The organism is Priestia sp. SRI_019 (assembly GCF_057586255.1).
The window spans coordinates 202,848-216,891 of the sequence record NZ_JBYCZN010000003.1; the positions used below are offsets into that span (position 1 = coordinate 202,848).

Below are 14,044 nucleotides of genomic sequence, written 5' to 3' on the forward strand. Positions count from 1 at the left end.
ATGATAGAATAGAAAAAAGATGGAAATATTCTACAACTGAATGCGAGTGATGGGGGAACTAGATTGAATATGGAGGACGAGGACAATGGTAAAAAATTCGCAAATCTTCATTGAAGCTGACTCCGAGAATTCTGTATTTATTGGACTGGAATTTTGTGAGTATACACAAAAAATGAATCCTACTTGTTTGTCCAAACAGCATATAAATGTGTTTATTCATCCGGAAGAACTCACCGTGGAATTTAAGAAAACAAAAAGTGATAGAACTATCGATGATTTTCATCTCATGCATATCGTTCCGGTTCATTGCTTTAATTATTTATTATGTTCGATTTCGCAAGGTATTGTTACAGATGTTCAGCTGAAAGCGGTTGGTCATCAAGGAGAAACGTTGTTTGAAGAAAGTCTTACATTGAAGTTTCATGAAAAAGCGACGGATTATGAAGAAACCCTCTCATTTTTCAAACATTTAAATCAAGAAATACAAAAGCAGACGAAAAAATATACAGCCAGTTATATGAGCTCATAATAAAGCAAGCTGCGGTTTTTAAAACCGCAGCTTTTATTCGTTTAACCGAAAAAATTATGTTAGAGATGCTTACAAATCAAGAGATTTTTCAGTGGGAAATTGATAAAGTAAAACTAAGAGAAATCAGTGGACAGAAAAGCTTTTAGCGGCTGGCCGCTCTTTATTCAATATATAAGGGTTTAAGTATTGAGTTTAAAAAATAGCGATGAACACGTATTGTCATTGTAGATGAAGTGCTAAGGTCGCTCTATCTGCAATCATGTAGAATCTTCGCGCGCTTATAGTCTGTTTTACGGAACGAAAAAGCTGCGGAATTAGAAGCACTCCTTCTATTTCTGCGGTTTTTTTTATAAACAAGAAATAAATTTACTTATTGTACGGAGGCGATGCAGATGATTAAAGATTTAGTATTGGCTAAGGAATGGCTGCCTGCAGCTTATTCACATGATTTAACAGATCAGCCCTTGCAAGTAACGATTTTAGAAGAGCGAGTTGTGCTTTTTCGCACATCTAATGCCATTAAAGCATTTAAAGATTTGTGCATCCATCGCGGTGCAGCGTTATCTCTTGGAAAAGTGGTAGATGATTGCATTGTATGCCCTTATCACGGATGGAAATACGATGATGCCGGGGCTTGTGTGAAAATTCCTCAACAGCCGCCGGGAAGAGCTATTCCTTCAAAAGCAAAAGCACAGGTATATGACTGCGTTGAAAAGTACGGAATTATATGGGTGAAGATGAACAGAGAGGCGGGTGATACTCCTCTTCCCTTGTATGAAGAACATCTTAACTCCGGATTCAAAACGGTTTGCGCCAACCCTCATACTCTGCAGGCAGCAGCTCCTCGTGTCGTAGAAAACTTTCTAGATGTAAGCCATTTGGCTTTTGTTCACGAAGGAAGCCTTGGACACTCTGACTACGCCGAAATTCCTGATTATAAGGTGCATTGGAAAGATAACCGATACGTTTCTGATGAAATCGCTGTGTACGCAGATGCAGATGGTACGGGTAACTTTGCGACTATTTATTATACCTTTGAAATTCTTCGTCCTACTATTGCAAGATTGAAAAAAGTGAACTATGAAACGGGTGAAATCTTTTCAATGCTGTTTGCGGTTTTACCTGAAGAGGAAAGAAAGTCCACGGTATTTGCGCTAGTTTCTAGAAACTATTCGTTTGATGCACCTGATCAATATTTCCGCGATTTTCAGCAGCTTATTATTGAACAAGATACCAGTATTGTGGAAAGTCAAAAACCAGAAGAGCTGCCGCTTGACTTACAAGCAGAGCTTCATTTGAATCCGGACCGATTGAGTATTGCCTATAGAAGATGGCTAGGTGATTTAGGAGTGACCTTTGGAAGTGACGTAGGATCAAGATTAAAAAAAGCTGCTCAATAAAAAAAGAAGAAAGGAGTCTCCCTTCTTCTTTTTATGTATGCTCACGGATAAGCTGCTGATAGCTATTAAAAAGGGTAGGGTATGTTAATCGGCTTAAGATGACGCAGGAAAGCGTAGCAGACGCTAGAATAGTAAAAACGATAAGCAGCTGGAATTTGACAGCTTGTATCGGATCTGCCCCTCCAATAATCTGGCCTGTCATCATACCCGGAAGCTGAACAAGTCCAATTGTTTTTTGGCTTTCTACCGTAGGAATCATGCTAGCTTTGATTGCGGCGTTTAAAATACTATGAATAGCTTGTTTAGGAGTACCCCCAAGCGCCAGAATTAATTGAATCTCCTCTCTTCTTCGACTTACTTCAGCATCTAACCGATTTAAAAATAAATTAGCCAAAATCATCGAATTTCCAATAATCATACCGCTGACAGGAATGACGTAGCGCGGAGTAGCAGGGATAATATGTAGACCGAGCATAACGCTTTGGGTCAGGATTTCTACAATAAAAAGAGTGACAAATACACGAAAAAAAGCTTTAAATCCCTGCTTTTTTTTCTTTACAACGTTTTGAGAAGCGACTGTGAGCATAACGAATAAAATGAGAATCATAAAAACAGGATGATTCGCGTCAAAAATAAACGATAAAACATATCCGATTACTAACAGCTGAACGGCTGCTCGAATACTGGCAATGATAATATCTTTTTCGAGTCCTATACGAAAAGATTTTGATAAAAAAAGAGCAATAAAAACAAAAACAATTGTAAAAATCAGTGAAAGTGAACTCATAGAAAGGCTCCTTCAATAAATTGTTTTGTTTCAGCTTTTACAGGAGCATGAAAAAAGGTCTCCGTCTTCGCTTTTTCTACAATCACTCCGTTCATTAAAAGCCAGACTTCCTCTCCTAAACGTTTCGCTTGATCTAAATTATGGGTAACCCAAATAATCGTTTTATTCTGCTCTTTATGTAAATGAGAAATAAGCTGCTCAATTTCATGAGCAGAAGTGGCATCCAAAGCAGAAGTGATTTCGTCTAAAAGTAAAAGGTCAGATCCGTTGGACAGCGTGCGGGCTAATGATAACCTTTGTCTTTGACCACCGGATAAATCTCTGGCATCCTGGTCTAACAAGTCAGGGGAAAGACCGGTTAAGGCACAGAGTTCTTCAGGCATAATATCCTGTTTGCCGTGCAGTTTTTGAACAAGCATCATATTATCTCGCACTGTTCCATCAATAACAGGAGCTGATTGAAAAGCAATGCCCACTTTTTTTCGCAAATCAGAAATAATCCATTTGCTAATGTCTTTACCATATACTTCAATACTTCCTTCATCAGGTGCAGAAAGTAGATTGCACATGGAAAGAAGGGTGCTTTTTCCGGATCCTGATGGTCCTACCATCATGACGAGCGAGCCTTGCATCACTGTACCCGATATGCCTTTTAAAACACTATGTTCTTTATCTTTAAATGTTTTATGAACGTCTGTAAATGTAATAGCAGGTATTGAATTGAACGTGTTCATAGTAGCTCCTTTTTCATTCGTTTTGTTTATTGTAGCATAAGGGAAAGTATAAAAAGTTATTGGGCGATATAAAAAAAGCTGTGAAAAATCACAGCTTTTAAACAGTTGTATTCACTTTTTGGCTGGCTTTTAAGGCATAATCTAAATCTTCAAGAAGGTCGTCGATTGCTTCTGTTCCAACCGATAGACGAATGAGTTCTGGCGTCACGCCGGAAGCTTTTTGTTCATCTTCAGATAGCTGTTGATGAGTGGTGCTTGCCGGGTGAATAATGAGTGACTTCGAGTCGCCGATATTGGCTAAATGAGAAAATAACTGAACGGAATCAATTAACTTAGCCGCAGCGTTTTTTCCTCCCCTTACACCAAAGGTTAAAATGGCTCCTTGTCCTTTAGGTAAGTATTTTTTTGCCAATGAATAGGAAGGGTGAGAAGGAAGCCCCGCATAATGTACCCAGTCTACTAATTCATGCTGCTCTAAAAATTTCGCTACCTTTAATGCGTTTTCGCTGTGACGCTCTAATCGCAGATGGAGTGTTTCTACCCCTTGAAGGAGTAAAAAGGAATTAAAAGGTGATAAAGCAGCGCCAATATCTCGTAAAAGCTGAACGCGCGCTTTGGTAATATAAGCAGCTTCACCGGCAGCTTCTGTGTATACAAGGCCATGGTAACTTGGATCTGGAGTTGTTAAGTCTGGAAATTTCCCGCTCGCTTCCCAATCAAATTTTCCACTGTCTACGATAACACCCCCAATTGCTGTTCCATGCCCTCCAAGAAACTTAGTAGCAGAATGAACGACAATATCTGCTCCGAAATCGATGGGACGAAGAAGGTAAGGGCTTGGAACCGTATTATCAATAATAAGAGGAACTCCATGTTCATGGGCAATGTCTGCAACTGCTTCGATGTCTAACACATTTCCCTGCGGGTTTCCAACGGATTCAGCATAAATTGCCTTTGTTTTGGAAGTGATTGCACTTCTAAAATTTTCTGGATTATCGGCGTTTACAAATTTGACGGTAATGCCCAGTTTAGGAAGCGTAGACGAAAAGAGGTTATATGTTCCCCCATATAAACTGCTTGCTGATACAATTTCATCTCCTGCGGAAGCGATATTCAAAATGGAAAAGGTAGTAGCTGACTGACCTGAAGCTACTCCTAGAGCACCTACTCCGCCTTCTAACTCAGCAATTCGCTGTTCAAAAACGTCCGTAGTAGGGTTTACAATTCGAGTGTAGATGTAGCCTTGTTCACTTAAATTAAATAAAGATGCAGCATGCTCCGTATCTTTAAATCCAAATGAGCTTGTTTGATAAATAGGTACCGCACGCGAAAAAGTAGTCGGGTCAAGCTGTTGGCCAGAATGGATGGCTTGTGTTTCAGGACGAAATGGTTTCTTAGCAGACATTGAAACTCCTCCTTAGATATAAAACTTATAAAAAACATAGGAATAATAAACTTTAATCATAATATACGGATTCTATTAAATGATGTCAAATAATAATTAGAATATTTAGAAATTATTAAGTAAGATTAATACTTTCATTCAGACATCTCTTTAATTTCTAAAAATACCATAAAAAATATAAAATGTAAGAAAAATGTAAATTATTTTGTATAATTATGTTAGAATATTAGGTGTTTGAGAGTTTCTTAGAAAGAGTCGATTTTGCTAGAAAACTTTAAAAAACAGCAAAAGACGGGTCTTAAGAGCTAATAACGAAACAAAATAAAAGGAGTTTGATTATGAGCACAGAAGTTAACGTATCTTCGGAAGTCCAAGAGAAAGGAAAGCCCTCTATTTTTGGTTTTATTACAAGTCCAGTTGTACAGTTTGAGAAAATGAAAAGCAACCCGGTCATTTGGGGACCTCTTTTACTTATCCTCATCTTAACAGCTGCAACAACGATTCTAGCCGTCTATACCCCTCAGGCAAAAGAGGCATTACAGCAGCAAAAAGAAGCTGGCATTGAAGTGAATTCAACATTTAGTATGATCGGCGGAGCAGTTGGAGGAGTGATTGCAATAGTTGCTACACTGGCATTCACGAGTTTGATTCTGTTTTTAATTGCAAAGTTAGGGACTGGAAAAACAACGTACCGCCAAATGTTTAGCTTAAATTTGTTTGTTACGTTCATCACAGCAATCGGTCAGCTAATTAATACGGGAGTAGCTGCACTAGCACATACTTCAGCGAATGTGACTTCGTTAAATGGAATGGTTGGTGCGAAAGGTGCTATGGGAGGAGTATTTACTTCCATTGAAATCTTTTCTATCTGGGGACTTATTCTGACAGCAGTAGGACTACAAAAAGTGGCAAATGTATCAAAAGCTGCTTCTATTATTGCAGTGATTATTTTATTCATCTTAGGAGCCGCTATTTCAGGAGTTGGAGGAGCTGCTTCAGAAGCGCTTAAAGGAGCAGGGTTGTAAATGAAAAAAGGAATAATTATTACAGCTGTAGCAGTTGTTATTGTTGCGGTTATTGGAATTAACGTATATCGTGCACAAAGTGTAAGTGGGAAAGCAATCAATGTTCGCGTAGCAAATATAAAGGAAAAAAAGTTAAGAAATACAGTTATGGTTCCCGGTACGTTAAAGCTTGCTGATGAGCAATATGTCTATTTTGATGCTGAAAAAGGCGAGGTTGAACGATTTCACGTAACAGAAGGATCTCGTGTACAGCAGGGAACCTCTCTTGTAACATACGAAAGCGATACGCTTGATTTAGAGCAAGAACAAAACAAGCTAGAAAAAAAATCCAGTCAGCTGCAAATTGACTCAGTAAGCAAACAGCTTTCTAATTTAAATAAAAAACAAAAAGAATTGGAAAAAGAAATGAGTAAGCAAGAAGCGAGAGATCAAATCGATACAGAACGTACGCAGCTCAATCTCGATTTAGAAACGGCTAAAATTGATTTAGAACGAAACAAACTAGAAGCCAAATCAATTGCTAAAAAAGAACGTAATTTAGACGTAGCGAGTGATATTAATGGGACGGTGCTAGAAGTAGATAAAGAAGCGGTTAATAACACAAGTGACGTTCAAAAACCGCTTATACATATTGGTAATACCGATGAATACTTAGCTACTGGTGTGCTGTCTGAGTACGATGCATTAAAAATTAAAACCGGTCAAGCTGTCAAAATTACATCAGATGTGCTGCCTGATAAAGAATGGGCAGGGAGCGTTAAACAAATTGACTATCTACCTCAGCAGCAGGCATCAGCAGAAGCGGGCAATGATGGGGCTAATCAATATCCAGTTGAAGTAAAAGTAGATGACCAGGATATCACGATGATTAAGCCGGGATTTAAGCTGCTGCTTGAAATTGAAACAAGCAGTAAAAAGGCTTCATCTTTGCCGATAAAAGCAGTTGTAAATGAAGACGGTGAAAAATATGTATATGTGGTGAAAGATAAAAAGGCGGTTCGTAAGAAAGTAAAGATTGGAGAAACAACAAATAAATTTATTGAAATCAAAAGCGGCGTATCTTCTAAAGACAAAGTCATTACAAATCCTACAAAGAACTTAACTGATGGTGCGGAAGTGACTGTTCAATGATTGAGCTTGTGAATATTCATAAAAGTTATCATCTTGGCAAAGAGGAAGTGCCAATTTTAAAAGATATTAATTTGAAGATTTATGACGGTGAATTTGTTGCGATTATGGGACCTTCTGGCTCAGGTAAATCAACGCTAATGAACATTATCGGATGTTTAGACCGTTCGTCGTCGGGGTCCTATTTATTAAATGAACAAGAAATCTCCACTTATAGTGATGAGCAGCTTGCAAAAGTAAGAAATATTCATATCGGTTTTGTTTTTCAGCAATTTCAGCTGTTGCCGCGTTTAACAGCGGTAGAAAACGTAGAGCTTCCAATGGTATATGCAGGTGTAACGCGTAAGGAAAGACGAGCCAGAGCAGAAGCTGCGCTTGAAAAAGTAGGGCTGAGTGAGCGGATGAAACATTTACCGAGCGAGCTATCAGGAGGGCAAAAGCAGCGCGTTGCTATTGCTCGTTCTATTGTTAACAATCCGACGCTTATTTTAGCAGATGAACCAACAGGAGCTCTGGATACAAAAACAAGTGCTGATATTATGGAGCAATTTTCTCAGCTTAATGCAGATGGCACAACGGTTGTAGTCATTACGCATGAACCTGAAGTGGCAGAATATACATCGCGTACAGTTATCGTTCGTGACGGTAAAGTGCTAAGTCATAGCGATAAGGAGAACGATAGCTTATGAGTTTAATAGAAAATATTCGTATGGCTTTTTCCTCGGTTCTTGCTCATAAAATGCGCTCAATTTTGACAATGCTTGGTATTATCATTGGCGTAGGGGCGGTTATTATCGTTGTTGCTATCGGTCAAGGCGGAGAACAGATGATTAAGTCAGAAATAACAGGAGCAAGCAATACAGTTGATGTCTACTACGAGCCTCCTGAAGATGAGATGCAAGCTGATGACCTTTCCATGACGGGGGAGCCCATCTTTACAGAGGATGATATTAAAGCTCTTTCGAGTATTCCGGGAGCGAAGAATGTGGTAGCTTCTAGCTCAATGGGAATGGGAATAAGATATAGAGACAAGGAATCGGATACGACTGTTAATGCAATTAATGAAGGGTATATTGAAGTTAATCAGCTTGAAGTTTCAAAAGGAAGAATGCTAGACAGCGCTGATTTTTTGTCAGGTAATCGAGTAGGTGTTATTACGAGCGATATGAAAAAAGAGCTGTTTGATAAAAAAGAAGCTCTTGGACAAGTAGTATGGGTTCAAGGACAGCCTATCAAAATTATTGGTGTGACAAAAAAGCCAAAAGGCTTTTTAGCATATGAAATACCGACTATTTACATTCCAAATAATACGTACAAATCAAGCTTCGGTAAGCTTGACTACACAAACCTTAGCGTTCAAGCAAAAAGCTCTGATCAGCTAAAAAAAGTAGGCAATGACGCAACGGATTTGTTAAATAACTTGCATGATGCGGAAGATGCTTACCAAGTGCAGAACTTAGAAGAAATAGCAGATAGTATTGGAAATGTAACGCGCATTATGACCACGATTATTGGGTCAATTGCAGGCATTTCATTGCTTGTTGGAGGAATTGGCGTTATGAACATTATGCTGGTTTCTGTAACGGAACGTACAAGAGAAATTGGTATTCGTAAAGCGTTGGGAGCATCTAAAAGACAAATTCTAACTCAGTTTTTGATTGAATCCATTACCCTTACGTTAATTGGTGGTTTGCTTGGAATTGGTCTCGGCGCGGGCGGGGCAGCTCTTGTTTCATTATTTGCTGGCTGGCCGTCGTTAATTTCGTGGCAAGTAGTACTTGGAGGAGTGTTGTTTTCCATGACGATTGGCATTGTATTCGGCATGCTTCCTGCAAACAAAGCGGCGAAGCTAGATCCAATCGAAGCATTAAGATATGAATAAAGATAAGCAATGGTTTGTCTTTATTTCAAGTTAACGAGAACCAAGAAGGATTCTCGTTAATCTGGGAAAACCGGATCATGTAATGATCCGGTTTTCTTATTTATTACTTACTAGGATTGATACGGGCTACGTTAATAATATCATGTATTTTCTCTACCAAATCGAGCATGAGAAATCCGTTTCCTTCAGAGCTTTTCCGGTATCCAAGAGGGAGCGTCCTTCTTACAAGTTGAGCATAGATTTCAGCTTCAATTAAAGAGCGGCCAAAATCTTTCTCACATAAGTTAATTAATAGAGCTAAAGCTCCGGCGACGTGGGGAGTTGCCATTGAAGTTCCTGAAAGAGTCGCATATTTACCTTCTAAAAAAGTAGAGATGATGTTAACACCCGGTGCCACTAAATCCACTTCTTCATTGACATTGGTAAAAGAAGCAAGATTTAAACTGCTGTCCACTGCTCCTACTTGAATAACTTCGTTGTAACTTCCTGGATATGAATATTCAAAGGTTTCTTCGCGGTCGTCACCTTCATTTCCAGCCGCAACAACGACAGAAACATCTTTATTCACAGCACTTTGAACAGCTTCGTGCAGTTCTGGAACGTCTTGTGGTCCCCCGAGTGACATGGAAATAACTCGTGCTCGCTCATTGTTAGGACCGCGCCATTCGACGGCGTAGTTAATAGCGTCAATAATCCATTCATAATTTCCTGATCCTTCACCGGTAAGTACTTTTAAGCTTAGAATTTTTGCTTTGGGTGCCACCCCTACGACCCCTTCATTGTTGAGCGCAGCAGCAATGGTACCAGACACGTGAGTGCCGTGCCCATTATTATCTTCAAATACAGAAGAATCTCCGTCATAATCCGTAGTGAAGTTTCTTCCTCCGATAATACAATCTTTTAAGTCAGGATGATTTGTGTCAACACCAGTGTCGATAACTGCAATTACAGTGCCTTCTCCTTGATTGCTTTGTTCCCAAATAGCAGGCGCTTGAATTAAGCTTACTCCTTTAGGCGTTTCGTTTGTTGAATCGATAATCGACTCAATTGTATAAGGAATTAATTTGACTTGTAACGGTTGTTGAGTCATAGTCATCCTCCTTAAAATGAATTCCATAAAAATGGAAGTTGCTTAATTATAAATTCCCAACTATTTCTATAAATTAAACACTTTTCATGCGAATCCTTTCTTTTTGAATAAAAAGACTCACAAAAGATGTGAGAAAAGGAAAAAAGACCCTGAAGACAAGTCCGATAGAGATTTTTAATGTTATCTATGTATTCACTTTTAATGTTTATCTCACACTATAGAAGAAAGAAACTCTAAGAAAAATCACATAGGACCGGCGACTTTTGATATAATTACGAACGGTATGACATTCTCAAAATACATGATATTTATAAATATACATCAATTTGCAAATTACGAAGGGGCTGAGGATAGTGTCAACTTTAACGTCTCAATCCGTCATTAAATGTGGAAAGTATAAGCTGAATTATGCGGACCGTACGCTTATTATGGGGATTTTAAACGTAAACCCAGATTCATTTTCAGACGGCGGAAAATACTACGATGTAGATAAAGCGGTTGCTCATGCTGAGGAAATGGTAAAGCAAGGAGCAGACATCATTGATATCGGAGGAGAATCAACTCGTCCTGGTTATACAAGAATTAGCGATGAAGAAGAGATTAAACGGATTGTGCCCGTTATTTCTGAAGTGGCTAAGCGCGTAGAGGTGCCGATTTCCGTAGATACATACAAATCGGAAGTGGCCAAGCATGCGCTAGAAGCAGGAGCACATATTATTAACGATATATGGGGGGCAAAGGCTGATCCTAAAATGGCTCAAGTGGCAGCTGATTATAATGTTCCTATTATTTTAATGCATAACCGTCATGAGCCCAACTATACAAATCTGATTACAGATATGATAAGTGATTTGGAAGAAAGCATATCAATAGCAAAAGCTGCAGGAGTTCGAGATGATCAGATTATTTTAGATCCAGGCGTTGGCTTTGGAAAAACGGCTGCGCATAATGTAGAAGCGATTCAGCATCTAGATCAGCTGACAAAGATGGGCTATCCTGTGCTGCTTGCTACTTCTCGTAAAGGATTTATTGGACAAATAGTCGATGCTCCTCCTACGGAAAGAATGGAAGGAACCGCAGCTACTGTATATGCTGGGATTGCACAAGGCGTACAAATAGTTCGGGTTCATGACGTATTAGAAATTAAGCGCTTTGTAAAGATGGCAGATGTACTGGTAGGAAAACATGTCTTTCAGTTTTAATAATCATTAAAGCAGATGCGTAAGCGCTGCTTTTTTATTTTTCCTTGATTTATCCGGATAGAATACATGCCTTTAGATAAATTTAAGTAGCATCAAGGTTTTAAAAATGGAGGTAAAAATGAAAGCGGTAACGTATCAAGGACCTAATCAGGTAAAAGTAGCAGAAGTAGAAGATGCGAAGTTAGAGAAAAAAGATGACATTGTCATTAAAATAACGTCAACCGCTATTTGTGGTTCTGATTTGCATTTATATCAAGGAAACATGCCATTGCCTCACGGTTATATTATTGGTCATGAACCAATGGGAATTGTGGAAGAAGTAGGACCGGATGTTACAAAAGTAAAAAAAGGAGATCGCGTTATTATTCCATTTAACGTAGCGTGCGGACAGTGTGCGTACTGTAAGGATGATTTAACGAGCCAATGTGATAATTCTAATCCACATTATGATTCTGGCGGCTATTTTGGATATACTGAAAAGTTTGGAAATCATCCAGGAGGTCAAGCTGAATATTTAAAAGTGCCGTTTGGGAATTTCACACCGTTTGTGATTCCAGAATCGTGCGAATTAGAAGATGAATCGCTTCTTTTTTTATCAGATGTGCTTCCAACTGCTTATTGGAGTGTAGAGCATGCGGATGTTAAAAAAGGTGATACCGTTATCGTACTCGGCTGCGGGTCAGTAGGGTTAATGGCTCAAAAGTTTGCTTGGATGAAAGGTGCCAAACGGGTTATCGCAGTAGATCATGTTCCATACCGAATGCAGCATGCAAAGAAAATGAATGCCGTAGAAATCTTTGATTTTACAGAATACCCAGATATGGGGGAGCATTTAAAAGAAATCACAAAAGGCGGAGCTGATGTGGTGATTGACTGTGTAGGTATGGATGGCAAAAAGTCGCCTCTTGAATACATTGAACAAAAATTAAAGCTTCAAGGTGGGACGCTCGGACCCATTCAAATTGCGACAAAAGCCGTTCGTAAATGTGGAACCGTCCAAATCACCGGGGTATACGGAAGCAACTATAACAGTTTTCCGTTAGGAGCATTTTTTGCTCGAAATGTAACTCTCAAAATGGGGCAAGCTCCTGTCATTCCAGTTATGCCGAAATTATATGATCAAATTGTAAAAGGAGAATTCGATCCAAAAGAAATCATTACTCATAAAGTCGCTTTAGAAGACGCAGCTAATGCTTACAAAATCTTTAATGGTCATCAAGATAACTGCATTAAAGTCATTTTAAAACCTTAAAATGTGTAAAGATTCCTGAGCAGTGAAGCTCGGGAATTTTTTATGTATGTAAAGTGGCGGAGGAAAATAATGCACGATTGGATGGTTGATTTTACATAATTTAGCTTTATGATAGAAAGAGAAGATATAACGCTTTCATATTCTGATTAAATCGTGCTGCTTAAAATGAAATAAATAATATCTTGGTATTCAATCTTATTCAATCACCGAAATATGGAGGAGAGAATGAATGAAATTAGCATTGCTTCTTGTCATTATTATCGGCGTTGCTGCCCTTGCAGGTACGATCAGTGCTGCAAAGAAAGTAGATGAAGATTACGGGAAATCTAAAAAGAAAAGTATAGTGAATTTATCTATTATTTACGGAGTCGTATTCATAGGATCAATCGTAGGAGTAGCATGGTATATTGCAGTGAGACCATAAATAAAACGAACACTTCCGTGTTCGTTTTATTTTGATTTTAACGTTAATTCTCCGCTTGAAACAGCTGCATCAATAGGATATTTTCCATTTCCGTGCTTTCCTTTTAAGACACCTTCTGTTACGGTTGCATTGCTTAACTTAAAGTCATTGTTTATATCACCGCTGTTTACTTTTCCATTCACTTTAAAACCAGCGCTTTTCGGAAGAACCAGCACGGCATCTCCAGATCCTACATCTACAGAAACGGCCTCTTCTAGCTTTTTAAAATCCATATAGAGATCACCAGATCCAATGCGCGCCTGAAGTTTTCCTTGATAGTTTGTTCCTTTAATTTCCCCAGAGCCTACAGCAAATTTAGCCGTTTGGCTTTCAACATTACTCAGCTGTAAATCTCCAGAATTGACATCCGTACGAAGAGAGGTGCTCCTCAAGTTTGAAATATTTGCATTTCCAGAACCTACTTTAATCGAAACATCTTTCAGCTGAAGCGCTTGCTCAGGCTGTGTAGCAACTTGAAGGTCCCCAGAACCTACCGTAAGCGCAAGGTTGTGGTGATAATCTCTAGGAATGTAGATTGTCACTTTTGTATTTGAAAAAATAGAAAGCCATTGAAAAGGACTTTTTTGATAAGTGACGACTAGGGTGTCTCCATTTTGCTTTACATCTACTTTTCCTTTACCTTCTACTTTTGTTTTAATATCTTGACGATCTTGCGGCACGACAGTTGTACTAATGCTTGGAGAGTCGATTTGAATACGCTGAATATCACTTGATAACGCTGCTTCAGACTTGGACGTCTTGAATGAACTTAACGACCAAGAGAAGGGTGCAAACGCAGTAGAAAAGAGGACTGCCGTACCACCTATCACTAAAATAAAAGCCAATATTTTTTTCACGTTATAACCCGCTTTCTACCTAAATTAAATTTGTTTCTTCTACCATAAAGTGTAAAATGAAAAGCGGTTAATTTCAACGAACAGCAGGATTATTTTTTTCTACGTCTCAAGTCGTAAAAATGAAATATTTTTTTGAGGAATTAAATGAAAAGCGAAGTAGATATTTAAACATACTCATCAAAGAATCAAATTCTTTGTTTCAAAAATAGGAAAATAATTGAGTTAAAAGAACGGTTAAATTCACTTTTTTTGTGTAATTTTCTGATGAGTAGTTCAAAAGAAGTAATAAA

The 14,044-nt window shown here is 38.6% G+C and carries 14 protein-coding genes; 9 read left to right on the forward strand and 5 right to left on the reverse strand.

Annotation, left to right across the window (positions count from 1 at the left end; all coding sequences use genetic code 11):
- The first annotated feature begins 85 nt into the window (after nt 1-85).
- On the forward strand, nt 86-529 hold the full coding sequence (locus AC2YJL_RS19345) for a hypothetical protein (RefSeq protein WP_050689301.1): 444 nt from the start codon (nt 86-88) through the stop codon (nt 527-529).
- Between the two features lie 392 nt (nt 530-921).
- Entirely contained in the window at nt 922-1,929 is a 1,008-nt protein-coding gene (locus tag AC2YJL_RS19350) for an aromatic ring-hydroxylating dioxygenase subunit alpha (protein ID WP_251567177.1), read from the forward strand.
- 31 nt (nt 1,930-1,960) lie between these two features.
- Here the strand turns inward: AC2YJL_RS19350 and AC2YJL_RS19355 are convergent, their stop codons facing one another.
- The 3 genes from AC2YJL_RS19355 to AC2YJL_RS19365 form a co-directional block, all read right to left on the reverse strand.
- Nucleotides 1,961-2,716 (reverse strand): ABC transporter permease, encoded by a 756-nt coding sequence (locus tag AC2YJL_RS19355; RefSeq protein WP_195695299.1) that lies wholly within the window; start codon nt 2,714-2,716, stop codon nt 1,961-1,963.
- A complete protein-coding gene (locus AC2YJL_RS19360; RefSeq protein WP_230931818.1) occupies nt 2,713-3,450 on the reverse strand; it encodes an ABC transporter ATP-binding protein in 738 nt (245 codons plus the stop codon). Before AC2YJL_RS19360 ends, AC2YJL_RS19355 begins: the two co-directional genes overlap by 4 nt.
- A gap of 97 nt (nt 3,451-3,547) precedes the next feature.
- Nucleotides 3,548-4,855 (reverse strand): homocysteine synthase, encoded by a 1,308-nt coding sequence (locus tag AC2YJL_RS19365; protein ID WP_230931819.1) that lies wholly within the window; start codon nt 4,853-4,855, stop codon nt 3,548-3,550.
- A gap of 338 nt (nt 4,856-5,193) precedes the next feature.
- Between AC2YJL_RS19365 and yknW the strand changes: the two genes are divergently transcribed.
- Genes yknW through AC2YJL_RS19385 form a run of 4 tightly spaced genes read left to right on the forward strand, consistent with a single transcriptional unit; the run spans nt 5,194 to nt 8,890 of the window.
- Nucleotides 5,194-5,880 carry a YknW family membrane protein gene (yknW, locus tag AC2YJL_RS19370; RefSeq protein ID WP_251567182.1) on the forward strand — a complete coding sequence of 229 codons (687 nt, stop codon included), beginning with the start codon at nt 5,194-5,196 and terminating at the stop codon, nt 5,878-5,880.
- Nucleotides 5,881-7,011 (forward strand): efflux RND transporter periplasmic adaptor subunit, encoded by a 1,131-nt coding sequence (locus tag AC2YJL_RS19375; RefSeq protein WP_251567184.1) that lies wholly within the window; start codon nt 5,881-5,883, stop codon nt 7,009-7,011.
- Nucleotides 7,008-7,697: an ABC transporter ATP-binding protein gene (locus tag AC2YJL_RS19380; protein WP_013081850.1), complete on the forward strand. Its 690-nt coding sequence runs from the start codon at nt 7,008-7,010 to the stop codon at nt 7,695-7,697. Before AC2YJL_RS19375 ends, AC2YJL_RS19380 begins: the two co-directional genes overlap by 4 nt.
- The gene (locus AC2YJL_RS19385) at nt 7,694-8,890 is read left to right on the forward strand and encodes an ABC transporter permease (RefSeq protein WP_251567186.1); all 1,197 of its coding nucleotides are present in this window, start codon (nt 7,694-7,696) and stop codon (nt 8,888-8,890) included. Before AC2YJL_RS19380 ends, AC2YJL_RS19385 begins: the two co-directional genes overlap by 4 nt.
- A 103-nt stretch (nt 8,891-8,993) precedes the next feature.
- On the opposite strand, the gene AC2YJL_RS19390 is transcribed toward AC2YJL_RS19385, so the two are convergent.
- Entirely contained in the window at nt 8,994-9,980 is a 987-nt protein-coding gene (locus AC2YJL_RS19390) for a S8 family peptidase (RefSeq protein WP_439332247.1), read from the reverse strand.
- A gap of 353 nt (nt 9,981-10,333) precedes the next feature.
- On the opposite strand from AC2YJL_RS19390, the gene folP reads away from it, so the two are divergent.
- The 3 genes from folP (at nt 10,334) to AC2YJL_RS19405 (ending at nt 12,858) form a co-directional block, all read left to right on the forward strand.
- Nucleotides 10,334-11,182 carry a dihydropteroate synthase gene (folP, locus tag AC2YJL_RS19395; RefSeq protein ID WP_195695292.1) on the forward strand — a complete coding sequence of 283 codons (849 nt, stop codon included), beginning with the start codon at nt 10,334-10,336 and terminating at the stop codon, nt 11,180-11,182.
- A gap of 118 nt (nt 11,183-11,300) precedes the next feature.
- Nucleotides 11,301-12,434: a zinc-dependent alcohol dehydrogenase gene (locus AC2YJL_RS19400; protein ID WP_369361554.1), complete on the forward strand. Its 1,134-nt coding sequence runs from the start codon at nt 11,301-11,303 to the stop codon at nt 12,432-12,434.
- 229 nt (nt 12,435-12,663) lie between these two features.
- A complete protein-coding gene (locus AC2YJL_RS19405; protein WP_013055532.1) occupies nt 12,664-12,858 on the forward strand; it encodes a hypothetical protein in 195 nt (64 codons plus the stop codon).
- A gap of 26 nt (nt 12,859-12,884) precedes the next feature.
- Here the strand turns inward: AC2YJL_RS19405 and liaG are convergent, their stop codons facing one another.
- Complete coding sequence (gene liaG, locus AC2YJL_RS19410; protein ID WP_369361553.1) at nt 12,885-13,754, reverse strand: LiaG family protein; 870 nt, start codon at nt 13,752-13,754, stop codon at nt 12,885-12,887.
- Between the last annotated feature and the right edge of the window lie 290 nt (nt 13,755-14,044).